This window comes from Nostoc sp., assembly GCF_036919495.1.
GTDB lineage: Bacteria > Cyanobacteriota > Cyanobacteriia > Cyanobacteriales > Nostocaceae > Nostoc.
In genome coordinates this window covers 1-23,792 of record NZ_JBALBZ010000036.1, presented here as the reverse complement: position 1 = coordinate 23,792, position 23,792 = coordinate 1, and the positions used below count along the sequence as shown (strand labels likewise).

At 41.0% G+C, this 23,792-nt stretch carries 21 protein-coding genes; 8 read left to right on the top strand and 13 right to left on the bottom strand.

The window, feature by feature from the left end; translation table 11 throughout:
• Positions 1–652 precede the first annotated feature (652 nt).
• Positions 653–1,768 carry a thiamine phosphate synthase gene (locus V7K25_RS05130; protein ID WP_335155683.1) on the top strand — a complete coding sequence of 372 codons (1,116 nt, stop codon included), beginning with the start codon at positions 653–655 and terminating at the stop codon, positions 1,766–1,768.
• A gap of 88 nt (positions 1,769–1,856) precedes the next feature.
• Entirely contained in the window at positions 1,857–2,069 is a 213-nt protein-coding gene (thiS, locus tag V7K25_RS05125; protein ID WP_335155681.1) for a sulfur carrier protein ThiS, read from the top strand.
• Here thiS and blaOXA read toward each other — a convergent pair.
• The gene (gene blaOXA / locus V7K25_RS05120; protein WP_442948061.1) at positions 2,066–2,965 is read right to left on the bottom strand and encodes a class D beta-lactamase; all 900 of its coding nucleotides are present in this window, start codon (positions 2,963–2,965) and stop codon (positions 2,066–2,068) included. The genes thiS and blaOXA overlap by 4 nt on opposite strands.
• Before the next feature lie 84 nt (positions 2,966–3,049).
• Positions 3,050–4,267: a glycosyltransferase family 4 protein gene (locus tag V7K25_RS05115; RefSeq protein ID WP_335155679.1), complete on the bottom strand. Its 1,218-nt coding sequence runs from the start codon at positions 4,265–4,267 to the stop codon at positions 3,050–3,052.
• Between the two features lie 852 nt (positions 4,268–5,119).
• Here V7K25_RS05115 and V7K25_RS05110 point away from each other — a divergent pair.
• Together V7K25_RS05110 and V7K25_RS05105 are read left to right on the top strand one after the other, a co-directional pair.
• Positions 5,120–6,103, top strand: coding sequence for a DUF1517 domain-containing protein (locus tag V7K25_RS05110; protein ID WP_335155678.1), 984 nt, complete (start codon positions 5,120–5,122; stop codon positions 6,101–6,103).
• 264 nt (positions 6,104–6,367) lie between these two features.
• On the top strand, positions 6,368–6,748 hold the full coding sequence (locus V7K25_RS05105; RefSeq protein ID WP_335155676.1) for a calcium-binding protein: 381 nt from the start codon (positions 6,368–6,370) through the stop codon (positions 6,746–6,748).
• A gap of 3 nt (positions 6,749–6,751) precedes the next feature.
• Here V7K25_RS05105 and V7K25_RS05100 read toward each other — a convergent pair whose 3' ends face one another.
• Both V7K25_RS05100 and uvrC read right to left on the bottom strand, forming a co-directional pair.
• Positions 6,752–7,312, bottom strand: a complete 561-nt coding sequence (locus V7K25_RS05100; RefSeq protein ID WP_335155674.1) for a sugar O-acetyltransferase — start codon at positions 7,310–7,312, stop codon at positions 6,752–6,754.
• Between the two features lie 355 nt (positions 7,313–7,667).
• Positions 7,668–9,545: an excinuclease ABC subunit UvrC gene (gene uvrC / locus V7K25_RS05095; RefSeq protein WP_335155672.1), complete on the bottom strand. Its 1,878-nt coding sequence runs from the start codon at positions 9,543–9,545 to the stop codon at positions 7,668–7,670.
• Positions 9,546–10,329: 784 nt separating this feature from the next.
• Between uvrC and V7K25_RS05090 the strand changes: the two genes are divergently transcribed.
• The gene (locus V7K25_RS05090) at positions 10,330–10,509 is read left to right on the top strand and encodes a hypothetical protein (RefSeq protein WP_335155670.1); all 180 of its coding nucleotides are present in this window, start codon (positions 10,330–10,332) and stop codon (positions 10,507–10,509) included.
• A 26-nt stretch (positions 10,510–10,535) separates the two neighbouring features.
• Here the strand turns inward: V7K25_RS05090 and V7K25_RS05085 are convergent, their stop codons facing one another.
• The 7 genes from V7K25_RS05085 to V7K25_RS05055 form a co-directional block, all read right to left on the bottom strand.
• Positions 10,536–10,958 carry a response regulator gene (locus V7K25_RS05085; protein WP_335155668.1) on the bottom strand — a complete coding sequence of 141 codons (423 nt, stop codon included), beginning with the start codon at positions 10,956–10,958 and terminating at the stop codon, positions 10,536–10,538.
• Positions 10,959–11,656: 698 nt separating this feature from the next.
• On the bottom strand, positions 11,657–12,538 hold the full coding sequence (locus tag V7K25_RS05080; RefSeq protein ID WP_335155666.1) for an NF038130 family PEP-CTERM protein: 882 nt from the start codon (positions 12,536–12,538) through the stop codon (positions 11,657–11,659).
• Positions 12,539–12,954: 416 nt separating this feature from the next.
• Entirely contained in the window at positions 12,955–14,187 is a 1,233-nt protein-coding gene (locus V7K25_RS05075; protein ID WP_335155664.1) for an LL-diaminopimelate aminotransferase, read from the bottom strand.
• A 158-nt stretch (positions 14,188–14,345) separates the two neighbouring features.
• The gene (locus V7K25_RS05070) at positions 14,346–14,681 is read right to left on the bottom strand and encodes a thioredoxin family protein (protein WP_118168824.1); all 336 of its coding nucleotides are present in this window, start codon (positions 14,679–14,681) and stop codon (positions 14,346–14,348) included.
• Positions 14,682–14,855: 174 nt separating this feature from the next.
• A complete protein-coding gene (locus V7K25_RS05065; RefSeq protein WP_335155662.1) occupies positions 14,856–15,632 on the bottom strand; it encodes a PspA/IM30 family protein in 777 nt (258 codons plus the stop codon).
• Between the two features lie 354 nt (positions 15,633–15,986).
• On the bottom strand, positions 15,987–16,739 hold the full coding sequence (locus V7K25_RS05060) for a PspA/IM30 family protein (RefSeq protein ID WP_335155660.1): 753 nt from the start codon (positions 16,737–16,739) through the stop codon (positions 15,987–15,989).
• 305 nt (positions 16,740–17,044) lie between these two features.
• Positions 17,045–18,409 carry a hypothetical protein gene (locus V7K25_RS05055; RefSeq protein ID WP_335155658.1) on the bottom strand — a complete coding sequence of 455 codons (1,365 nt, stop codon included), beginning with the start codon at positions 18,407–18,409 and terminating at the stop codon, positions 17,045–17,047.
• Positions 18,410–18,617: 208 nt separating this feature from the next.
• On the opposite strand from V7K25_RS05055, the gene V7K25_RS05050 reads away from it, so the two are divergent.
• Both V7K25_RS05050 and V7K25_RS05045 read left to right on the top strand, forming a co-directional pair.
• Positions 18,618–19,157 carry a DUF721 domain-containing protein gene (locus V7K25_RS05050; protein WP_335155656.1) on the top strand — a complete coding sequence of 180 codons (540 nt, stop codon included), beginning with the start codon at positions 18,618–18,620 and terminating at the stop codon, positions 19,155–19,157.
• Positions 19,158–19,604: 447 nt separating this feature from the next.
• Positions 19,605–19,916, top strand: coding sequence for a hypothetical protein (locus tag V7K25_RS05045; protein ID WP_335155654.1), 312 nt, complete (start codon positions 19,605–19,607; stop codon positions 19,914–19,916).
• Between the two features lie 127 nt (positions 19,917–20,043).
• Here the strand turns inward: V7K25_RS05045 and menB are convergent, their stop codons facing one another.
• Positions 20,044–20,877 carry a 1,4-dihydroxy-2-naphthoyl-CoA synthase gene (menB, locus tag V7K25_RS05040; protein WP_100899754.1) on the bottom strand — a complete coding sequence of 278 codons (834 nt, stop codon included), beginning with the start codon at positions 20,875–20,877 and terminating at the stop codon, positions 20,044–20,046.
• Between the two features lie 141 nt (positions 20,878–21,018).
• On the opposite strand from menB, the gene V7K25_RS05035 reads away from it, so the two are divergent.
• The gene (locus V7K25_RS05035; RefSeq protein WP_335155651.1) at positions 21,019–21,903 is read left to right on the top strand and encodes an Rpn family recombination-promoting nuclease/putative transposase; all 885 of its coding nucleotides are present in this window, start codon (positions 21,019–21,021) and stop codon (positions 21,901–21,903) included.
• Positions 21,904–22,314: 411 nt separating this feature from the next.
• Here V7K25_RS05035 and V7K25_RS05030 read toward each other — a convergent pair whose 3' ends face one another.
• Positions 22,315–23,625, bottom strand: coding sequence for a hypothetical protein (locus V7K25_RS05030; protein ID WP_335155649.1), 1,311 nt, complete (start codon positions 23,623–23,625; stop codon positions 22,315–22,317).
• Positions 23,626–23,792: the final 167 nt, after the last annotated feature.

Below are 23,792 nucleotides of genomic sequence, written 5' to 3'. Positions count from 1 at the left end.
TTCTTATACTCTCTAAGAGTATTATGTAGATAATATTACTCACATATTGGCCGAGTGAGGATTTTTAAGACAGCGTAATAAATGATATTGTGTCTGTTCAACAATACGTTGTCCTTTTGGACACGCTACGCGATCGCTAAAATCCCCCTACTCTAAATAAAAGTTGTTGACCATCAGTGAGGCCATATATGCTATGAACTTCAATAATCGGCTGGGATGATATTTTAGGCGAAAAAACGCTCTATTTCAAAGTTAAAATTTACTTTATAAATGCTCTCTAAATATTATCCATGCAGTTTCAAATTTAATTTGCCTATTGTGAATTTTCCAGTGTATAGGCTCTGGCTAGTACGCCACGGCGTAAATAGAGCAACCATTTAAAATAATTTGTAATTCGTAATTAACTTTTAACTTCCCCGAACGCGAACAGCGTCCCCAAGGGTTGAGGCTGACTTCCGCCTTGCGGCACTATTCCTTTGTAAGCTTGTTGTTTACCCTAAAATACTTGACTAACCTTAGTGCGAAACTGTAGCCTCAAACTACCCTTATCACTGCCTATAGGAAAATGGGATAATTTCCCGTAACCCTTACTCCTACGTTATTTTACGTGGGTTCTGCAAAAAATGAGTAAAAAAAAGCAAATTAATTAACTATGGTTACTAGGATATATGATAATTCACACTTCGATGAAAGCACTAACGGGGTTGTTGTAATGGTCGAGCCATACAGCCAAAAAGAGCAGATACAACAAGTTATCTACCGCATTTTAGATGCTAATTTAGATCGTGCTCGTGAGGGCTTGCGAATTATTGAGGAATGGTGTCGGTTTGGGTTGAATAATGCCCAGTTGGCTCTTGAATGTAAGCGTTTGCGACAAGAGGTAGCCAAGTGGCACACCTCCGAATTGCGGGCGGCGCGAGATACACCAAGCGATCCTGGGACTGAGTTAACCCATCCTCAGGAAGAACAACGAGCTAGTATCAAATCGGTGTTGCAAGCTAACTTTTGCCGGATAGAAGAAGCATTACGGGTGTTGGAAGAATACAGCAAGCTAACCCTGCCAAATATGGCTAAAGCTTGTAAGCAGATGCGCTATCAGGTTTATACCCTAGAAAGTAGTTTAATGGGTCATCAGCGCCATCAATTATTGTGGCGATCGCGTTTGTATCTTGTTACTTCCCCACATGAAAGTTTGTTGAACAACGTCGAAGCTGCACTCAAAGGTGGATTAACGCTTTTACAATACCGCGACAAAACCGCCGATGATTCTTTGCGTTTGGAACAAGCCAGAAAACTCCGGCAGTTATGTCATATCTATGGTGCTTTGTTCATTGTTAACGATCGCGTGGATGTAGCTTTAGCTGTCGATGCAGATGGGGTACATCTGGGACAACAAGATATGCCTATTGCTGTTGCTCGGCAATTACTCGGTTCACAGCGTCTGATAGGTCTTTCTACCACAAATAAAGAAGAAATGCAAGCAGCAATTGCAGAAGGTGTAGATTATATTGGCGTGGGGCCAGTTTATGAAACTCCCACGAAGCTAGGTAAGGTTGCAACAGGTTTAGAATATGTCAGCTATGCTGCCAAAAATTGCTCAATTCCCTGGTTTGCCATTGGGGGAATAGATGCCAATAATATCAATGATGCGATCGATGCCGGAGCCGAACGTGTAGCAGTGGTGCGATCGCTCATGCAAGCCGAACAGCCTACCCTAGTGACTCAATATTTGCTCTCCCAACTCAATCGCATTAAACCAAAACTTTAAAAGAGTCATTAGTCATTAGTCCAAAGAAAGTAAGTAACCAATACCTAATACCCGATTCCCCATTCCCCATTCCCCACTCCCCACATTTATGTCCAATGAGATTACGGTTCAGGTAAATGGAGAAACCCATAGCTGTTCGTTTCAAACTTCTTTACCCGACTTGCTCCAACAGTTGGGTTTTAATCCCCGCTTGGTGGCTGTAGAGTATAATGGCGAAATTTTACATCGCCAGTTTTGGGCGCAAACAAAAGTGCAACCAGGCGATCGCTTAGAAGTGGTAACTATTGTTGGTGGTGGTTAGTTGATTTGAGCCAGCAAGCCCAAATCCTTGAGGCTACGTCGTGTAATCTCAATGCGGGCGGGTGCATCTTCTGCTTTATCCATATCAAGGGTTGTTGCAAAAAAGTAGACGTTTTTGTTTTGCTCTAAATAACCCACGAACCAACCAACGTTTGGTTTGCTAGTCGTTAACCATCCCGTCTTCCCCCGCAGTGTGTAGTCTGGAGTTTGTTCGCGTATCATAATGTCTTTGACAAGATTTATTGTCCGTTGGGAGAAAGGCAAATCGCCTTGATATAACCGTTGCAAAAACTTAATTTGCTCTTTGGGTGTAATTTGCAATATCTGCTGTTGTAGCCAAAAACGATCAATGTCTGCGGCGGTGCCAATTTGACGGTTCCCGTAACCTACTTTATTAATAAATTGCTGCATTCGTTCAAATCCAGCCCTACGTGCTAGTACTTGATAGAACCAAACAGTTGAATCTTTAAAGGCTTGACGCAAATTCGTATCATGATTCCAGGCTTCAATCTCTCGGTGAATTCCATCCCAAGTTAGAACTGCCACATCATCAGGAACTACACCTGTTTCTAAAGCTACCAAAGCGTTAAAAATTTTGAATGTTGAAGCTGGAGCGATCGCAGTTGCATTACGTTGAGGATTGTGTTCATAGAAGCGGTTATTTTTTGAATCGTAAATCAATATTGAGCCTTCACGCCCGAATTCTTGAAAGTGTCGCCCTAAATTTGGTGTTTTAACAGCAAGACGTTCAGATGAGGTTGAAGCAGGTTGAGCCACAACATACATTGCCCCAAAAGTAATTAAACTTAATACAATAAGACATCCAATAACTGTAAAGATGATAATAGCTTGCGTTCGGTGAGTGCGCCAAAAGAATAGCTCCATGCGAAACAAGATATTTTTCATTGCATTTTTAATCGAATCACAAGCGAGATTCTACACCGTAATCTTGTTCATTTCCAAAGCTATCAAAACTGCGTTTCACCCCTCTGATTTGTAAAGCGATCGATGAAGGGTTCTACGCTTGGCTAATTCTTTACCTTTACGGCCGAGTTGCTCACGTAGTTGCTGGTCTTTGCATAACCGATTGAAAGCTTGAAACACTTCATAACCAGAATGAGGATTAACCAGTATTCCATTCTCTTCATGCTGAACTGTATCTAGAACACCGCCTAAGCGAGGAGCAATTACAGGCTTACCGAAGTAACTTGCTTCTAAATAAACCATACCAAAACCTTCCATGCTATTAGCTTTAGTATCCAATAAAGTCAGCATGGCAAATATGTCGCAAGCAGCATAATAACCTGCTAATTCTCGCTCAGGCACATATCCGGCAAAGTGGACACGCTTATCTACCCGCAAACGATGCGCCAAAGATTTCAGTTCCGATTCACTTGACCCTTGACCACAGATTATATAGTGGACATCCACCCCAAAAGTTAGCAATAGTGGGATGTTATCAATTATTTGGTCGAAACCTTTATGTTTTACTAACTTTCCGATGGAGAGAATAACTATTGCTGTTTCGGGAATGTTGTACGCTTGACGCACGCGAACACGTAAATCATTAAGGCTACTAGGGCTTGCTACATTATTACCAAATTTTTCTGGTCTGATGACTGGGTTAATAACGTGGGTAGGAGTATCTAATCGGAAAGCAGTTCTGAGGTAGTCTCTTGTATAAGAACTGTTACAAACAATGCCTTCGGCGCGTTTGAGTGTTAATCTAAATAGCGATCGCAGCAAGGGATTGTGTAAAGTACAATGAAAATCATCGCCGTGCAGATAGATAAAATAGCGAATAGGTAAGAAATAGCTCAATAGCAACAGCGAAGGGAAATCATAGCCGTGGCCCCACTCTATATAACGGTAGTGATAGCGAAAATAAAGTCTGATTGCTAGGACAAATGAGCAGACTATATTCACCCAAGGCTTCAGGATACTTTCCACAAAGCCACTACGCCAGTATCTAGGATAAAACCAGCGATACACCGGAAACTGTTGACCTCGATCAAATACTTTATCTCCTGAGCAACTAGCCGCCAGCACAATCACTCGTTCTGGATCTTCGAGACAGCGATCGTAAATATATTCCCCAATTACAGCTTCTTTCGGCAAGAATATCCGGGATATGACTAGGATATCTGGGTATGCAGCTTTGTCTCTGATTTGGGCTGTTAGTTGAGAAATATGTTCCATAATAAAGCTGATAACTTTACTTCAAATAATTTTTAATTTATTTACAATTAGGATTATTTTCAAAGCCTTAATTCTTATTTTATTTCTTTTAAAACGAATGTGGTAGGCAAATTTGCAGCCGATTTTACAAAATTAGCCAGGAAGATTGTTTTTTATTGTGTTGATTTTATTTTTGCTCCAAATTTTTCACTACTTGAGAATTTCTGTACATGTTGAACAATAAATCAAAGCTAACACTTGTATGTAGCCAAGTTGATCGGTAAACAACTGTTGCGAAAATTACAAAATCTAACTACGTTCAATAAAATATCCTGAATCCTCTAGGCTGTTGTACCAAAATACCAAACAATTTGATCAGTACCTGAGAGTTATCTAGCGTCTGGCTCCGTTTAATGATGAGCATTATGGACACTTTTTTGCCTAATGTATAGAAGTAAGTTTAAGGTTGTCGAATGTAACAAATACTACTCTCAATTACAAAATATCCTCCCACCTTCGATCGAGTAAGTAGGGTGAAGTATTAAAAAATTAGTCAAAATAATCATTAAAAATTAAAAGCATCTGTATAATTCCAGACTGTAGCCTGAAAGTGCTATTCCAAAACCTAGCAGCAATAGTTTCTGTAATTGTGAACATATCTTAAGGTACGGTTCCCCAGTCGAGAAATCCCCCCTGCGATCGCTGCCTACCCAAGAGAAGACGCGGTAAATTGAATATGTAGCCAATACTTGTGTATGCTACGTGAATGCTACAAAGCTTGTTTGTTACGGGCTGGCGTTAGCGACAGATTGAAACACTCCTACCAGCATGGGGAGAAATCATAAATAATTCAGTTTTCCAAGCGATTCTATTATGCGTAAAAAACTACAACAAACCATCAAACCACTGTTAAAAAGCTTCTTAGCGCTAGGACTAGTGTTAACTTTGGCTTTTAGTCACGCCGATGGAGCATTAGCGGCCCGCAGTGGGGGTCGAATCGGTGGTGGCTCCTTTAGAGTACCTTCCAGCCGCACGTATACACCGCGCACTTATGCACCTCCTGGCGGAGGCGGGTATTATCCTGGTGGTGGTTTTGGTGGTGGTTTTGGCTTTCCCTTCCTACTTCCTTTCTGGGGTATTGGGGGAGGATTTGGTGGTCTATTTAGCATCTTAATTTTCTTTGCGCTCGCTAATTTTATATTGCAAACTTTCCGCCGCGTCTCTGGCGGTGAAACTCCAGAAGCAGATTACAGCAGTAACTCTCCGGTTTCTGTGACTCGTTTGCAAGTAGGTTTGTTAGCTCAAGCCCGTGAATTGCAAAATGAACTCAACCACATTGCTGAAACTGCTGATACCAACACCCCAGAGGGGAGAGCAGAAGTTCTACAAGAAGCCAGCCTAGCTTTACTCCGCCATCCCGAATACTTTGTATATGCAGGTGGTGGCTCTCAACAAGCCAGTTTAAATTCAGCTGAAAGTCAGTTTAATCGGCTGTCACTGGCAGAACGCAGCAAGTTTAGCGAAGAAACTATTTCTAATGTCAACAACCAATTAAAAGCGGCCCTTGCCAAAGATGCTTTACCTCCGGCTGGTGAACTCGACAACCCTACCCGCCTATTTACCGAAGGCCCTGGTGAATATATTATCGTCACCTTGCTGGCGGCGACACTAGGTAAGTTTGAAATCCCCACAGCGATTAACAGTGCTGATGATTTGCGTCAAGCTTTGCGCCAAATTGGTAGTATCCCTAGCGAGAAACTTCTGGCAATTGAAGTTCTTTGGACTCCGCAAGCTGAAAATGATACCCTGACATCTGATGATGTACTGGCAAATTATCCTGATTTAAGACTTGTTTAATTTTTGAGGGCAATAATTAGAAAACCGCTTGTCATTGACAAGCGGTTTTTTGTATAACTTAAATACAAAAAGAATTACGCACTGAAAACTGAAACCTAGATCCCCTAATCCTCTTTAGAAAAGAGAGAACCCTAAAAGCCACCTTCTTAACGGTGTTGGGGTATCTCTGATACCTAAGTCTTATATACTTTATTTTAGAAAAATTATTCTTAGCTAAGATTTTGGTAGTATTATAAAAATGCATTATACGTAAAGTGTTATCTTATGCCTAGTGTTGAAGCCGACGAAAACCGAGAGCATCGCATTAAAACAGAGATCATTGTAGATGCTGAAGATAAAGAAGACCGGGCCATGGGTTGGTACTATTACCTCGAAGAGGTTCTGAATTTTCCCTTTATGGCTAAATGGACTAAGAAGGCACGCAAATCTGGTTCTACCGAGGAGAAACCAGTGGAAGTGCTGGGAATGGCCCCAGATGATGAGTGCTTGAAAGATATGCTTGTAGAAGTGGCTTACATTAATGGTAAGGATGATGATGTATATTCTGCAAAGTTATCTGAAATAGCAGCCATTGATGCTGACAGGGAAACTGAAGAAGCGATCGCAGATTGGCTCTATTGGATTGCCAGAGGATATAAATTTTAAATTCTAAGATAAATGCCGAATGACACGGCAGGGATTGCCAGCAGCAACAACATTCTCAGGTATATCTTTGACAACTACACTGCCAGCACCAATGGTTGTGTTATCACCAATAGTTACACCTGGACAAATAATTGCACTGCCACCAATCCAGACATTATTACCAATGTTAATTGGGGCAGCTAATTCTCTTCCAGAAAGACGAATTTCTGGCTCTGTTGGATGATAAGCAGTATAAATTTGCACATAAGGAGCGCACAAGACATTTTCACCAATATGAACTGTATTGCAGTCTAAAATTACACAGCCATAGTTCATATACAATCTGTCACCAGCAAAAATATTACTGCCATAGTCACAGCGAAAGGGTGGCACAATTGATACTTTGTCACCAACCTTTCCAAATAATTCTTGCAAAATTTGCTGCCGTTGCTCTTGCTGTTCTTCGGTTGTAGAATTGTAACTTCGCAACAGACGACTAGCTCGCTTATTTTCGGCAGCCAATTCTGGATCGTCCGCCAGATATAATTCGCCTGCAAGCATTTTCTGTTTTTCGGTTTTTTCCATTACATCAATTTATAACTATCAAATTGGTTACTACCAATCAGCGATCGCTAAGTGTTTAGACAGTTGGAATTTGCGATCGCCCCTCTAATTTTGTAGATTAAAGGATTCTTTATTGATGAGGATATGGTTTTGAAATCTAAGTGTAACACTCCAGTATGGATTGATATCTCTTCTTTGAGATTCGTAATCAGTCAAATAAACATCTTGATTGTTCCACTGGTAAATCTTTTCACGTATTTGTAACCTTTGAGAATCGATACTACAGCATATATACCGAGTAATACTGCTGCCTTGGAATTCAAAACTTCACTAATTGAAAATTTCAAATACTTATGTTAGATGCTTTTGGGCCATATCAAGAAGGATGAAAATAATCGTAAATTTCTTGAGCCAAACGCGGGCCGATTCCTGGAACCTCAGCAAGTTGTGTGGGTGCAGCTTGCCGAATATAATCAACTGAGCGAAAATGCCCTAGTAGCTGCTTTTGTCGATGATGTCCTAAGCCAGGAATTTCATCTAAACGCGATCGCTTCAATTTATCACTGCGTTGCTGACGATGAAAAGTCACTGCAAACCGGTGCGCTTCATCCCGCAATCGTCGCAACAACTGCACCCCTGCTTGTTCTGAATCAGTTGTTAAGGGTTTAGATTCTCCCGGTAAAAAAATCTCTTCTCGCTGCTTCGCCAAACTCACAACTCGCAAGTCTTCTAATAAATTCATCTCTTGCAAAACGGCGACAACTGATGATAATTGACCTTTACCACCATCGATCATGATTAAATCAGGCCAATCTGGATTACCCAAACGTGACAACTGTGGATCGTCGCCATACTTACGGAACCGTCGCCCAATAACTTCAGCCAGACTAGCAAAATCATCTGAATGTCCCGCCGTCACTGTGGGATTTTTGATTTTGTAGTGGCGATAATGCTGTTTGGCGGGTAATCCGTCGATAAACACGACTTGCGAAGCTACTGCATTTGACCCTTGAATATGGGAAATGTCATAACCTTCGATGCGGTGGGGTACATCTGGTAAATCGAGAATGGCTGCTAAGTCTTGCATTGCTTGGTCGTTGCGATCGCCTAATTTTTGCATTCTTTGCAATTCATACTGGGCATTTCGCTCTACCATCTCAATTAATTCTGCCTTAGTTTGCCGTAAAGGAGTCAAGATTGTAACTTTTTTCCCTTTACGTTGAGTTAAGACATCCGCCAATATCTCGCTATCAGGTAAATCATGCTGTACCAAAATTTCTAAAGGTATTTCCACTGAATCAGCAGTTTGGTAATGTTCCTCTAAAGCTCGTTGTAAAATAGCTCCCGGTTCTGCGTGAGCATCCGCCACAAAGGCCAAGCGTCCTACCAATTGTCCAGCGCGAATCTGGAATAGTTGAATGCAGGCGTATTCTTCGTTGGCTGCCAGTGCCATCGCATCCCGCGAAACTGTATCATCTGGTAAAGAGACTTTTTGATTAGCTGTCAGTGACTTTAACCCAGAAATTTGATCCCGAATCCGCGCCGCTGACTCAAAATTCAAGTTTTCAGATGCTGCGTTCATCTGTTGAGTCAAAATATCAATCAGTTCCTGAGTTCGTCCTTGAAAGACCATCGCTATTTTTTGCACAATTTTGCGATATTCTTCTGGTGAAATCATCTGTTGACACACACCCGGACAACGCCCTAAATCATAATTTAAGCAAGGACGGTCTTTAAAAAGTGGTTGAGGTCGTTGTCGCTGTGGGAAGATCCGCTTGCACAGGCGGACAATTTCTCGTAAAAGACCAGCATCAGTATAAGGCCCGTAAAATTTATCCTTTTCTTTGCCGAATTGGCGTTTACGGGTTATAAAAATTCGCGGATAATCTTCTGACCAAGTGATGCAGAGATAGGGATATTTTTTATCATCTTTGAGCAGCACGTTAAAGTATGGCTGGTGCTGCTTGATCAAATTTGCTTCTAGGGCTAACGCTTCGGCTTCGGTATCAGTGACAATGAATTCAATTTCTGTCACCAACTTCACCATCGTGGCGATGCGTTCACTCTTGTTGTAGCCATCCCGGAAATAGGAACGAACACGCGATCGCAACTTACGTGATTTACCTATATATATAATGCGATCGCTACTGTCCCGCATGAAATAAACCCCCGGTTCCGGTGGAATTTCGGCTAGACGATTTTCCAGTCGTTCTGGCTCTTTAACTAGTGGTAATATTTGAGTAGATATTGTCACAACGAGAATTAGGTAATCTTTCTCTATTTTAAGAAAAATTATTTTTTCGTGCCGATTTAAAAAAGTATTTATCAAGTAAATGTAAAGTAGCTAGGCTTTTAGTCTGCACATAGAGAAGTATGTAGACACTTCGGCGGCTTCTTGCAGGGTGGCTTGGTTTCCGACCTAGTAGTGTGTCAAGAAATAAATTTTCTGTAGAGACGGCGATTTATCGCGTCTCTCCAACCATCAAAATGGGTTTGACAGACCACTAGTACAGCGCGTAAATCCAGCTACCATCTCAATTAACAAGATTTGGGGCAAAATCCCCTTATAAAGGTGACAACACTACTGATAGTGGTTTATCTCGTTAAATTTAATTAGTTGGTTTGTCATCAAAATCCTGTAGGCACGCATTAGCACAGTGGTATCTTAGCGTAGCCAGGCTTTGCCCAGTCCAATTTCGTGTTTTTTTGAAGTTGTCAGATATAAACTTGGCTTTTTGAATTTGTAATTAGCATTTTAAAATCAACAATTATTTATTATTCCAAAATAATTTATTATAAAAACTATTTTTTCTTCATCTTGCTAGATTTATATTTTTATTATTAAAAGTAATTAAAATTTTTACTATTGCTTATATAAATATTAGGCAAAATTAGACAAATTTTATTCTTAAACAAGATTTTTTAATTTTATTTGAACTGATAATATTAAGCGATTTAACGGATTTAGGAAGTTAAATTTACGAATATAATTATAAATATAGCCATTACATACAATAATTTCAGGAAAAAGTTGAACTATGAATCTGCAAGAGTTTGAAGGCCAATACCGGGAAGATATGGCTGAAACCCTCGATGATCTGCAAACAGCAGTTTTGTTGTTAGCGCAATTACAAGATAGGATTTCAAAAGTTGGCAGTTCTGTGCAACATATTAGTGAGCAAGTTGAAGAGTTCATTACAGACCAAAAAGCTGAATAAAGGTACGCTACGCTCAGTAAAAAAGTTTATTTGTGGCAGCAAGTCAACTCTTCTTCAATCGTAATTATAAGATCCTTGAGTTTTATAGGTTTGACAAAATAGCGGCGTGCGCCCAAACTTAGAGCTAGTTCTTGATCGGCTTTAAAAGCAAAAGCTGAAACCACAATGATAGGTATTTTTGACAAATCAGGTTTTTCCTGGACTTCTTTTAAGAGCGAATAACCGTCAACATCCGGCAATTTTAAGTCTAATAACATTAAATCTGGTTGAAATTTTTCTATAGTCGAGAAAAAAGTAGAGCCTTCTGATAAGCTTTCGACATCGTACCCACAGTAAATTAGATAGTCAGTCAGTAACAATCTATTGAGATAATGGTCTTCAACTAGCAAAATTCGTCTAAGTTTCTGTGACCGCAATGGCTGATCTATATTGAATAATTTTGCTGTCATTGCTACCTATTATCTGATTATATTAAGTAAAAATCAACTATTATTACCGTAAACGATAACGCTACTGCATTTAAACTGTAAAACCAATATAAATTTGACTTATGTAATCTAGCCAAAGATATGAATAAATTAAAAGTAGCTACAATTTAATACTTAAATAATAGTATAATTAAATGAAAAATTAAGGTGGTATTAATTTTTTTTATCATACTTCAAATAAACAGCTACTTTTAAAAATTGAATTGCCTAAGTCTTATGGTAAAACTATTTAAGTAATAAGCTGTTAAGTATACAACTTGCATTATCAGGGCGGGCAGGATGCCCACCCCACAATCATCTTGAAAAAATATTAGTGCAAATTAAAGGCGCAACAGCTTACTATAAGTAACGCTATGTTAAGGCATACCCATTCCACGAAATATCTATTACAAATCCATTGGTAGAGGCATATAGATTTAGACCCTTATAACCAATTAATTTCTTGCAAATATTTTAATAAACAGTATAACCTAGAAGCTTAAATAAGCTTATATAGCGGTTACCGATTCTATGAGAACACCAAAGTCCTTGCTGTCAAATCATTTCAGCAAAGTTTATGTATCTCACTGAACTGCACACCGCTATAACTGGAAGGAAGTATTGATAAAAAAAGGGAGGTGTTAGCTCCCTTACTTATTTGTAGTTTTGAACCCGCAATCTTAAATAGATGCTTTTTTAAACTTGCGTTGGGTAGCAAACACACCAGCAACACCCAACAGACCAAGCATTACGGATGGTTCTGGGACTGCTGCGGGAGGTACACCTTTGATAGTGACTTCATAATTACCACTATGGGATATTCCATCGCTTAGTTCAAGTAAACCAGAGTTGGTAGCTTTAAAGCTATACAAGTAATCAGTTTTGCCGTCATAAGTGTATTTGACAATTTCACTTGCTTGTAATTTAAATACGCTAGACGACAGTCCTAAAAGGGGTGCGGCATTTAAGTGACCTGCTAAACCAATACTAATTAAACCATTAGTATCATCTTGATTGACATAGGAAATATTCGGGTCACTAAAGCGTTGAAATCCCCCATTTGTAAGAAAGCTGTTAAACAAAGTCTGTTGAGTGTAGCCGGACGCAGCGAGTAAAGTACTAATGGTACTATTAGAATTTAGAGCCTGGTTAAACCAGGTGTTAGCTAAGTTATTTAAGCCATACGTCGTAGTTGTTTGGCCGACTCCAAACCAGTCATCAGAAGTGAGGCTGCTTAGAGTCAGGGTTTTCCCACCGATTGTACCTGCCAAGGTGGTGTTTTTGGTAAAATCAAAACCAGCTTGTTCACTACTAGCAGCTAGCTCCACATTTCCAGTGGGACTGGCGGCGTTACCACTCAGAACTTTTTGTACATTTTCACTAGTATTTGCTACTGAGAAGGTATTTTTAGCATTGGAATCATAGACTAAATAATCGCTGGCTGCTGTTCCACCAATAGTGGCGCCGGTGAGGGTTCCAGCCTGTGCTGGTACAGTGGCAAAAGCGCTTACACCAACAGCTATTGAGGCACCAATTAAAAGTTTCTGAAAAGTCATTTTCATTTTTTCAAGTCTCTGTCAATTTGAAAGGTAAGTTTTAAACTACTGCCGTTTCTAAGCTTGGCTGTCTTGACTACAGGCTTCTTGGCAATACAACTCCTTAAAAACGCGACGTGCATTCTTAGGACTTTTTGGTATCTGAGCGTACAAACCAAGTCTAAGAAACGGGGAGACTTTATTGGGTAAAGTTCCTATTGTTATCAATAAAAAGATGACGAATATTTTGATATCATTTTAAGTATAATTATGTAAAACATTAATTTTTGATAGTTCTAAAAATAACAATTAGAATAATTTTAAATTCAGTATAGTACGGTTATTCGTAGGGACGCAAAAATGTGCGCCACTACCTTTAGGGCGCATGTTCTATCGATAAACTTTGCTGCAAAAAATCTTTGGTGTTGAGCTTGAGAAGAAATTCAATAAAGGAACTGGGCAATTCTTTCCACAGCAGTTTCTAACAAAAGTGGCTCATGCACCAAGGCAAAGCGGACATATCCTTCTCCAGATTTGCCAAAGCCAGCACCTGGGGAAGCTGCTACACCAGTTTGTTTGACTAGCTGGGTACAAAATTCGATGGAGTTTTGACTCCAATGTGAGGGCAGTTTTGCCCAGATGTACATTGTGGCCTGGGGAGTAGGAACATTCCAGCCAATGCGGTGTAAAGCAGTAATGAAAGCATCACGGCGCTGCTGGAAGGTAGCAACAGCAGATTTTACGCCAAGTTGAGGGCCAGTTAGAGCTGCGATCGCACCATTCAAAATCCCCCGATACTGATTAAAATCAACGGCGGCTTTTACCTGGCGTAAGGCGTTAATTAACTCGGCATTACCGATGGCGTAGCCAATGCGGAAGCCGCCCATATTGTAGGACTTGGAAAGGGTGAAAAATTCAATAGAGACGCTTTTGTTTGGATCAGCTTGCAGAATTGAAGGGGCTAGGGATTTTGGATTTTGGATTTTGGATTTTGGATTAGGGGAAGAATCTGCCGATTCTCCAGTTTCCTGAAATACCAAATCTACGTAGGGGAAATCATGAACCAGCACAAGATTGTGTTGCTGACAAAAGGCGACAGCCTCTTGGAAGAAAGATAAAGGAGCGATCGCAGCTGTGGGATTGTGAGGATAACTTAGTACCATCATCCGCGACTGAGCCAAGACTGGGGCAGGAATATCAGCAAACACTGGTAAAAAATCGTTTTCTGCCCGTAGTGGCATTGGGTAAATTTGACCACTGGCTAGGTAGACTCCCCCCGCATGGGAGGGATAACCTGGATCGAGCAATAGGGCAAAATCTCCTGGATTGAGTATTGCTAGGGGTAAATGGGCAGTACCTTCTTGAGAACCAATTAGAGGTAGTACCTCAGTTTGAGGATCGACTTTGAGACCAAATTTTTGTTCGTACCAGTTGGCTGCGGCTTCACGAAACCCAAGAGTTCCGTTAAACAACAGATAGCCGTGGGTACTGCGATCGTGGAGAGATTGGGCGATCGCCTCAATGACATGTGCCTGGGCGGGTAAATCAGAAGACCCCAGCGACAAATCAATTACTTGTTGTCCAGCGGCCAAAGCGATCGCCTTGGCTTTGTCCATATCGGCAAATACATTAGATTGCAGGGGTTGTAAACGCTTTGCAAATTGCATGTTAGTCATTTGTCCTTTGTCCTTTGTCATTTGTCATTTATCCTTTGTCCTTTGTCAAATGACCAATAGAACTCTTGGAGAGGCTACGCCCTAAGCGTAGCTATGCCGCAGGCTTTATGACAACGCTCAGTACAAGTGACCAATGACCAATGACCAATGACCAATGACTAATTACTATTTAAGTGGGTATCTAAAAGTTCGAGTAATTTATCTTTGCCGATAACTCCCTCAGTGGATATCAAAACTTCCTGGCCTTGAAATAGTCTGAGGGCAGGTACACCTTCCACTTGGTACTGCTTAACAGTGAGTGGGTTGGGGTCAATTTCCATTTTAACGACTTTGAGGCGATCGCTATATTTGGTAGCAGCTGAGTTAATCAGGGGGGACATCAATTGACAAGGCCCACACCAGGAAGCCCAAAAGTAAACTAATACAGGCTGTTCAGCTTTTAATACTTCTGTTTCAAACTCAGCATCAGTTATGGTGATTACAGCCTTACTCATTGCAGTCTCCATCAGGTGGCGATCAAAGTTGGCACACACAATACTTTATCCCAAAGTAGTCAATAGTTTATAGTCAATAATTCATAGTTATTTTGACTCTTAACTATTGACTAATGACATAAAATCCCACAGCCAACAGGTGTGGGACTAGCTCAAACAAGTTTTCTAACAATTTTACAATTGATCCAATTGCTTGCGTAGAGAATCTAACTCGGCATCAACCACTTCATTAGACTTTGGAGCAGTAGTTTCTTGTTGTGGTGGCAGTTGCGCTTGATTTTGTGGAGTAGCAGGTGGTAACATTTGCGCTTTCAAAGCTGCCAATTCATCATCAACATCACTACCACCTTCCAATTGGGCAAATTGGGTTTCTAAATCTGCACCTGCTAACTCTCCTAGTGCCTGGGCCCGAGATTCTTGCATCAAGACTTTTTCTTCCATGCGCTCGAAAGCAGCCATTGCACTGCTGGTATTCATCCCACGCACCATGCCTTGAAGTTGCTCTTGGGCTTTGGCAGTGGTGATCCGAGCTTTCAGCATTTCCTTCTTGGTTTTAGCTTCAGAAATCTTGCTTTCCAGCTGGATTAAGTTGCGCTTGAGGGTTTCAACTTGAGTGCTTTGGGTATCTAAACTAGCTTTGAGGGCGGCGCTGGTGTCCGTATAAGTCTTTTTGCGCTCTAGAGCTTGTCGTGCTAGGTTCTCGTCACCTTTTTGTAGCGCCAGTTGGGCATTGCGTTGCCACTTATTAATTTCATTTTGGGCATCATTATACTGTTTCTCACTGCGTTTTTGGGAGGCGATCGTCTGGGCTACTCCCTGACGCAGTTGCACCAAGTCTTCCTGCATTTCCAGGATGGCTTGTTCTAGCATTTTTTCGGGGTCTTCGGCTTTGTTAACCAGGTCGTTGAGGTTAGAACTAACTACTCGCTTAATGCGATCGAATAATCCCATAACTTTGTTTTTCCTTGTTTGGTTTACGCTTTTTGCTGGACAGTGAGCTTTTTTATTTTTTAATAGCTACCTATTTCAATGTAATCTTTCCAGTTTGAATCAGTATCTTCTAACAACTCTTAATTGTTAAGATATCTCCAAAGAGGGGTAATTAGCCAAACTTTAACCAAGAGGCAGGGGGCAGGGGAAATAGAAAAGAATTAGGATTCGCTCCCACCTGTTACGTTAGCTTCCCGCTCTTTACGATAACCACGCTTGCTTGAGTGGAGGATTCAGACCCATGTTCTCTCCCTCATTCCACGACAGTTCTTGATAGGGTCTTTTCCCCCTGCCCCCTGCTCCCTTGCCTGTTTTTCAAGAGTCCTGAGTTTTGGGTAACTGCTGTTGGGGAGGCTGTGTCTTCTGGCTCTCCTGGGCAAGGAGATTGTTGTGCTGTGTGTTATCTGCCCCATTTAAGACCTGCACCTTCATTGCTGCCAATTCGGCATCTACATTATTAGTAGATTCCAAGGAAGTAAATTGTGTTTCCAAGTCGTCGCTACTAAGTTGAGCGATAGCTTCTGATTTAGCTTCTATTTGCAAAACTTTTTCTTCCATGCGCTCAAAGGCATTCAGACTGCTGGTGGGAGAAACTCCGCCAAGCATTTCCTGAAGGCGATAAGACGCTTCGGCAGAACGAGCGCGAGCAATATACATATCTTTTTTTGTTTTCGCCTCGGAAATTTTTAACTCTAGCGATCGCATATCCTTTTTTAGCCTAGCGACTATCTCGTTTTGCTGCTCTATCTGGGAAAAGAGGGCTGTAGCGCTTTCTTTATAGGCTTGGCGCTTAGTCAAAGCTTCCCGTGCTAGAGGTTCGCTGCCTTGTTGCAGGGCCAATTGGGCACGGCGATACCATTCTTCTGTTTGAGACTGCGCGGCGGCGGCCTGCCGTTCGGTGCGTTTTTGCGTAGCGATCGCTTGTGCTACACCCTGCCGCAACTGCACCAGATTTTCCTGCATCTCTAGAACAGTTTGCTCCAGAATCTTTTCTGGATCTTCTGCATCACCGATCAAACTATTAAGATTAGCTCGAATCACCCGCAGGATACGCTTGATTAATGCCATGTCGGCTCTCCATTCACGAAACCCAGTAATGAGTGCTGTTAGCGGTAGCGGGGCGTTTAGCCCGTGCTGAGTACTGAATTATTTATAGAGTGCTAAGTGCCTAGTTAAAATTTTTAGTATAATATTTTTTGTCATAGGATAGTTATAGAGTGCTAAATACCTAGTTAAAATTTTGAGTATAATATTTTTTGTTGTAGGGTCGTAAACAAACAATATTTTGTCTCTACCACTCAGAACTCAGCACTCATTGATTCTGCGCTTAGGACTTAGGACTGTTATCTCATGGTATCGTAAATTTTTGCAACTTATGGTTGCTGAACCCGTGCCGTGATTCCCTTTGCCTGTAATAATTTCAGATGTTGTTGTACTTGCTCTTTAGTCTTAAAAGCACCCAAATAAACTAATTCTTTGTTGGATGATAAATAAGCATCGGGAATTACTTGCCGTGCTGATGCTAAAGCTCCATCTTTATTATCTATCACTACATGATAGAACCCATCTGTTGCTGGTTTGATTTCAGCATCCAGCTTTGGTAAGGTTGCGATTGGCTTGGATGAGGTTTTTGCCGTCGAAGTGGGAGGCAAATTCAGGGGAGGCAACGGCTGTACTGTCGGTACTGGTGCTAAAGCGCTCGGATTTGTCGTTTTTAGCGCTGTGTTGGGGTCACGCAATGGCGATTGAGGATTTGCGGGGTTTTGGGGAACGACTGGATTAGGTACTACTGCTAAAGTTGGTTGGACTTTGGGTTTTAAGCCAACTACATCATTGGGGTCTCTCACCTCAGGAAACTCTTGGGCAGCTAGATTGGGATACTTGGGTATAGATGTGCTTGGTGGTTGGATCTGAGGTTGGACATTACTCCCAACTTCCTGAGTATTTTCTGGTGCAGGAGACGAGTTCCCGTTAAACAACTTGCCTAAATTCCATTCTGGCAAGCTTTTAGGATTGAACACTACATAACCCAAGGTAAGACTCGCTAACAATAGCAGCAACATCGAGCCAATACCCATAGGTGATAGCAGACTATCGCTAGAATTGTTTGGTTTTTTGGTTTCTAGTTGTTCTTCTGTCAGACTTCGCAGCAGTGCTTCACTAGATTCCAAATAGTCATCTGGGTGCTTAGGAGTGTCATCTGGCTCCAAGAGATTTTGGCTCTTAGTATCTTTAATTATTACTGGCACGATGCTGCTACTAAAGTTGGGCGGTGGCGGGGGAAGTTGAGTTTGTGTTTTAGCATAATCAGAGATGGAGGGCACATTAAAATTATTTAGTTCCTCAGTTTTTGCCGTAGCTGACGCTGGGTTCTTTTGAGGATTCACAGCTAGAGAAGATGTCGTTGGTACGTCAATTTTTGCCGTAGCTGGCGCTGAAGTTCCCTGAAGATTCACGGGTACAGATGTAGGTGACACGTTAGGTTTAATTACCGTGACTGATGACTGAGTTGTGCCCGATGTTGTAGGGATGGCAGTTAACGGCTGAGATTGACTGCTCATGTAAGTTGCAACACGAGGCTGCTTTGATGCCACCAAACCAGTTCGCGTGCGTCGGTATCGAGCTAACTCTTGATCTAGCGGCACTTCTAAACTCGCTAGCGCTGCTGCTAGTGCTGGTTTCAACCCAGGTGTTTTAGACGATTGAGTACCGGAATCATTCAGGGGGTTTTGAGTCATGGCCTCTGTGCCTCAAATGTAGATTGCTGGAATTAACTTTAGATATATTTGTGACAATAGTAGCGAAAATTATCTAAATAGATAGATTGGCAATGAAATTGAAAAGAGGCAAAGGGGCAGGGTAGAGGGGGAAGAGGGGAAAACTCTTCTCCCTTGCTCCCTGCTCCCCATTCCCCACTCTCCACTCCCCACTTCCCCACTTTTAACGATGTCGTTGAAATCAATTAATGATATTTTGGACGTTCTGGAAAAGCAGGCTAAATGGCAAGAGCAGCCATTTCAACGCTTGCTCAAGTTTTGGCCAGAAATTGTTGGCCCGGTGGTTGCCGCAAATACTCGACCATTGTCGATTCAGCGCGATGTTTTGTCGGTAGCAACTTCTAGTGCTGCTTGGGCGCAAAACCTGACTTTTGGCCGCTCGTCTCTGCTTTTAAAATTAAATAAAAACCTGCCAACACCTTTGGTTGATATTCGCTTCTCTACTGCTAACTGGCAGAATCCATCGGTGGAGAGAAAACAGCAACAAACGGTTTCGCCCCATGAGCATCCCAGTTATCTTGGTGATGAGATTAGCCGCCCTGATGTTAAACCCACCAAGGATGTAAATGCTGCTTTTGGGCATTGGACGAAGATCATGCGATCGCGATCGCATGGCTTACCTCTTTGTCCCCAGTGTCAATCTCCCACCCCACCCGGCGAACTCCAGCGCTGGGAAGTCTGTTCTGTCTGTGCTGCTAAACAGTTTTAAATTGAAAGTAAAATAGTTTAGCGATTATTCTCCGATCAGAATTTATCCTCAAGTAACTTCCTGCTTCACATAAATATAGTGTTAATTCTTTAGAAAAAATATTTTTTACTGCTAAAATATGCCTAATGTGGTAAGTAAAGCAGACTATTTATCTGAAAATATATGCCTTTAGCTATCCTTAAGGAGGAAGTTAAAAGGCTAGATAAATCAAAAGTTTCGGTTTTAGTCTTGATCCCTAATAAGTTTTAGCTAAAAACCATAGGCAACCACTCTAGGCATTATTGAAAAATATAACAAGAATATAAAAATATCCTAAAGTTTATTTTTTCGTTGGGATCGCTGAAACCTATAGAAAATAATGACTTTTTGGCTTTTATCAGTCTTTATATATAGAAGCAAAATATAAAGATGAAATTCAGCCGGAAACGGCACTAAAGATGAATCCAAATGAAACCCATTAAATTTTTAGCATCTGCCTGTAAATATTGCCGTCATTACCAGCCAGAGGGTCGCCGTGGCGGAACTTGTCAGCAATTGGGAGCACCAGTTCAAGCAACTTGGAAGGCTTGCTCTTTGGCGCTTCCACCTTTTGCACCTTCTTGGGAAACCTTGGAAGATGCTTGGAGTTTGCCAGATGTAGCCCCAGTTTTAACATCAACTCATTCCTTAGTCTCAGATTTAGACAATGCTGTTGCCCCTGTAGAGGAAATAGCTGCCTCTATATCTGAACAGCTAAAGACTAAAGCAGTCGTTATTTAGTCATCCATTATTACTGAACTAATTTTGTAGTTTGCTTAAGATAAGATTTTTTTTTAAGATTTTTAGTGCTGTAAACGTAGATATCTATAAAAATCGCACCTTGGTAGAGGGTGCGATTTTTGCAGTTTTAAGGTAACCAAGGAAAAGAGCGAAAATCGGGGGGACGCTTTTCGAGAAACGCTTGTTTGCCCTCAGACCCTTCTTCTGTCATGTAGTAAAGTAGGGTGGCATTACCAGCAAGTTCTTGTAAACCAGCTTGTCCATCACAATCAGCGTTGAACGCAGCTTTGAGACACCGAATTGCGATCGGACTTTTTTCTAAAATCTCCTGTGCCCATTGAATACCTTCTGCTTCTAGTTGTTCGACTGGGACAACACAATTAATTAAGCCCATTTCTAGGGCTTGTTGTGCATCATATTGGCGGCAGAGAAACCAAATTTCTCTAGCTTTTTTTTGCCCCACAACGCGGGCGAGATAGCTGGCTCCAAAACCACCGTCGAAACTGCCGACTTTCGGGCCAGTCTGTCCGAAAATGGCGTTATCGGCGGCAATGGTAAGGTCGCAAATCAAGTGTAGGACATGTCCACCACCGATCGCATATCCAGCTACTAAAGCAATCACCACTTTCGGCATGGAACGAATCAGGCGTTGTAAGTCCAGCACATTCAAGCGAGGGATGCCAGTATCATCCACATAACCCGCATGTCCCCGCACACTTTGATCGCCACCTGAACAGAAGGCATATTTTCCATCAGTATGTGGGCCATAGCCAGTAAATAGGACGACACCAATAGTAGTATCTTCACGGGCATTAGAGAAAGCGTCGTACAATTCAAAGACTGTTTCAGGACGGAAAGCATTGCGTTTATGGGGACGGTTGATGGTGATTTTTGCAATGCCATCAGTTTTTTGATACAGAATATCTTCGTAGGTTTTGGCAGTTTGCCAGTTAATTTGCATTGGTATAGAGTGCGCTGTTGTGCTTGAGAATTTTATCGCGGACTTAGGGACATGCGATACCTGCGGTTGGCTACGCCTACGCTAAAATTCGTGTCTCAAGCCTTTACAATCTGGTAATTGTCTGGGTGTGGAGGAATCAAAATGCGACGTGACACCATTTTCTACAAATTATTTAAGCAATTTCCGGGTTTGCTATTTGAATTAGTAGATGAACCACCTCTAGAAGCAGAAAACTACCAGTTTGAATCAGTTGAAGTGAAAGAAACCGCGTTTCGGATTGATGGAGTATTTTTACCTCCGGCTGATGCAGTTTCTAAAACCGTCTTTTTTGCTGAAGTCCAGTTTCAGAAGGACGAAGACTTATATCACCGCTTCTTCAGCGAATTGTTTTTGTTTCTCTACCGCAACTCTATTCGTTACGATGACTGGTTTGGGGTCATAATTTTTGCTTCTCGCAGCCTGGAACCTTCTTCCTCTTCGATTCACCGCGCTTTGTTGGAAAGTGGTCAAGTCAGGCGGGTTTATCTGGATGAGTTGGGGGATTTGCGACAACAACCTTTGGGATTGGGTTTGATGTTGCTGACAAATGTTACTTCTGAAACTGAAGCAGTGGAAGGGGCGCGGTTTTTGCTGGAGCAAGCACGGCAACAGTCGGAGCAAGCGATAATTGATTTAGTGACGACGATTATTGTCTACAAGTTTTCTAAGCTTAGTCGAGAGGAGATTAGAACGATGTTGGGACTGAATTTGGAAGAACCACGGGCGATTCTGGAAGCGAAGGAAGAAGGACGAGAGGAAGGAAAGATCGAAGGAAAGGTTGAAGGGCGAGAGGAAGGAAAGGTTGAAGGAGAAAGAGCGATCGTTTTACGACTATTAAATCGGCGTGTGGGTAACATTCCTGATACGCTTCTGTCTCAGATTCAAGAGTTATCGGTGGAACAGTTGGAAGCTTTAGGTGATGCTTTGTTGGATTTTTCTTCTCTTGCTGATTTGGAAGGGTGGTTACAAGATCAACCAAGAGGGTAAATCTCACGCAAAGGAGAAGGGCGATCACACTACAAATAAAGTTTCTCGTAGTGAAGAAGCATTTGCAGACACGCGGGTATATCAGGAGCGGTGGAAGAAAAAGTGCGATCACTCGTCCTGGGATTGTTAAAACGACTATTTGGTGAAATTGCTGAGGAACGTTGCAAGCGTTAGCTTTGGCGTTGTTGGAATTGAGATTGCGATCGCTGATTTGGAGGGGTGCTTATAAGGTCAACCAAGAGGGTAAATTTAACGCAGAGTTAAAGAGGTGTAAAGAAGAACGCAAGAGTAAGATTTGTGGGATCAAAGTTAAATTGCTTACCACAAGATTTTTAAGTGTTAACACTGCTTACATCTGTTGCTTAGTGGCATATATTGCTCCTGTTTACAGCTACTGTAATGATACGCCAGCTATTGATCTAAAGGACTTGGTAATTCTTGAAGAATCTCTGTTAAATCAGCATTTTTAAGAAAGAAATAAAAAGTCGAGTCTACTATTTGAAGATATTTTGTATTACGATCATAATCAATAATTGGTGGGGATATAGTTTTATGATTTTGGAGCTTGGCAAGGCTATAAAGTAAATTACTCATGTCGGAAGCTCGAACATCATTTGCTCTATGATGTATATCTTGAATTTTAGCTTGTAAAACTGAACGCTTCATTCCATTAGCTAAACCTTCATATCCTGACTCTAAAATAACTTTGATTAGATAATAAGGAAGGAAAAGAGGAAGTAATCCTTGTTGAGACGATGTAGAAGAATTAGAATTGCCTGATGCAATTGCCTCAAGCGCTCTCTGATGTCGTACTAAATAATCTTCTGCTTTTTTAGTGATAGCATTATGAAGATGAGGATTGCGAGATATGTGAGTTAAAACTTTTTGTTTTTCTAAAATTCCTGCACTAATACAGATTTCTTTTAAAATTTCTTGAAGGACTCCTATACTTTTAAAAGAAACATCATGACATTCATTTAATAATTCTTGGGGAAAAATAATTGAAAGTTGTTCTGCTCCTTTTTGTGCTACTTTGATAAAGTCTTCTTCTAGCCAAGGTTCAACCGGAATTTCTTCAATTCTGTCCAGTAAGTCTCCATTAAATTGAACCATCTTATTTTTCTCTCTCCACACACCTAAAATTATAAAGCGAATGCCCATTTCTTGAAATGATCTTAGGTCATAAGCAAATTCCTTTTGAATATCATCATCAAGATAATGAAAATTTTCAAGAATAATAATTTGACGAAATTTTACCTTTTTCAATATCTCTGAGATATCTTGAGGAAGAGAAAGATTAAAAGGAACTTCTTCATATTCATAATCTTTACTAACATTAGATTTTAGCTCGTTTTTTCCTTCAATTTCGGTACTTCCGACAAAAGGTAACATGGCTTTAAATTTACCAACTACTCCTAAAGTTGCTTCTCTTGCTGTAGATTCACTATAATTGTTTTGAATAGTTACACCTGCTTGTCTAAGAATACTTGAGTAAATATCTAATATTTTACTTTTAGGACTAAGACTAACAACTACATTTTTGTCATACCTAACATATTTAGAAACTAATGCCGTTTTGCCCTGCTTTGAAGAGCCATAAACAATAATTTCTTTTTCAGACTTCAGTGCTTCAATGAAGCTTTTATCAACTGTGTCTCTTTCTACATATGAGAGAACTGCCTTGCTACTCACTCCAAAAATCTCTTCTAGTTTGGTGTTCATTAAATTAACTACTTACTTCAGTTTTATGTACTAGACGCATCTATAAATGAGCATCAACCCCTTGAATTCTAACTGGAGTTTAGACTAAACTGGAGTTTAGACTAGGCAACAAGAAAAGACTCAGCAATGCTGAGTTGAAAAGAAACAGACTTCAGAGATGAAAATCT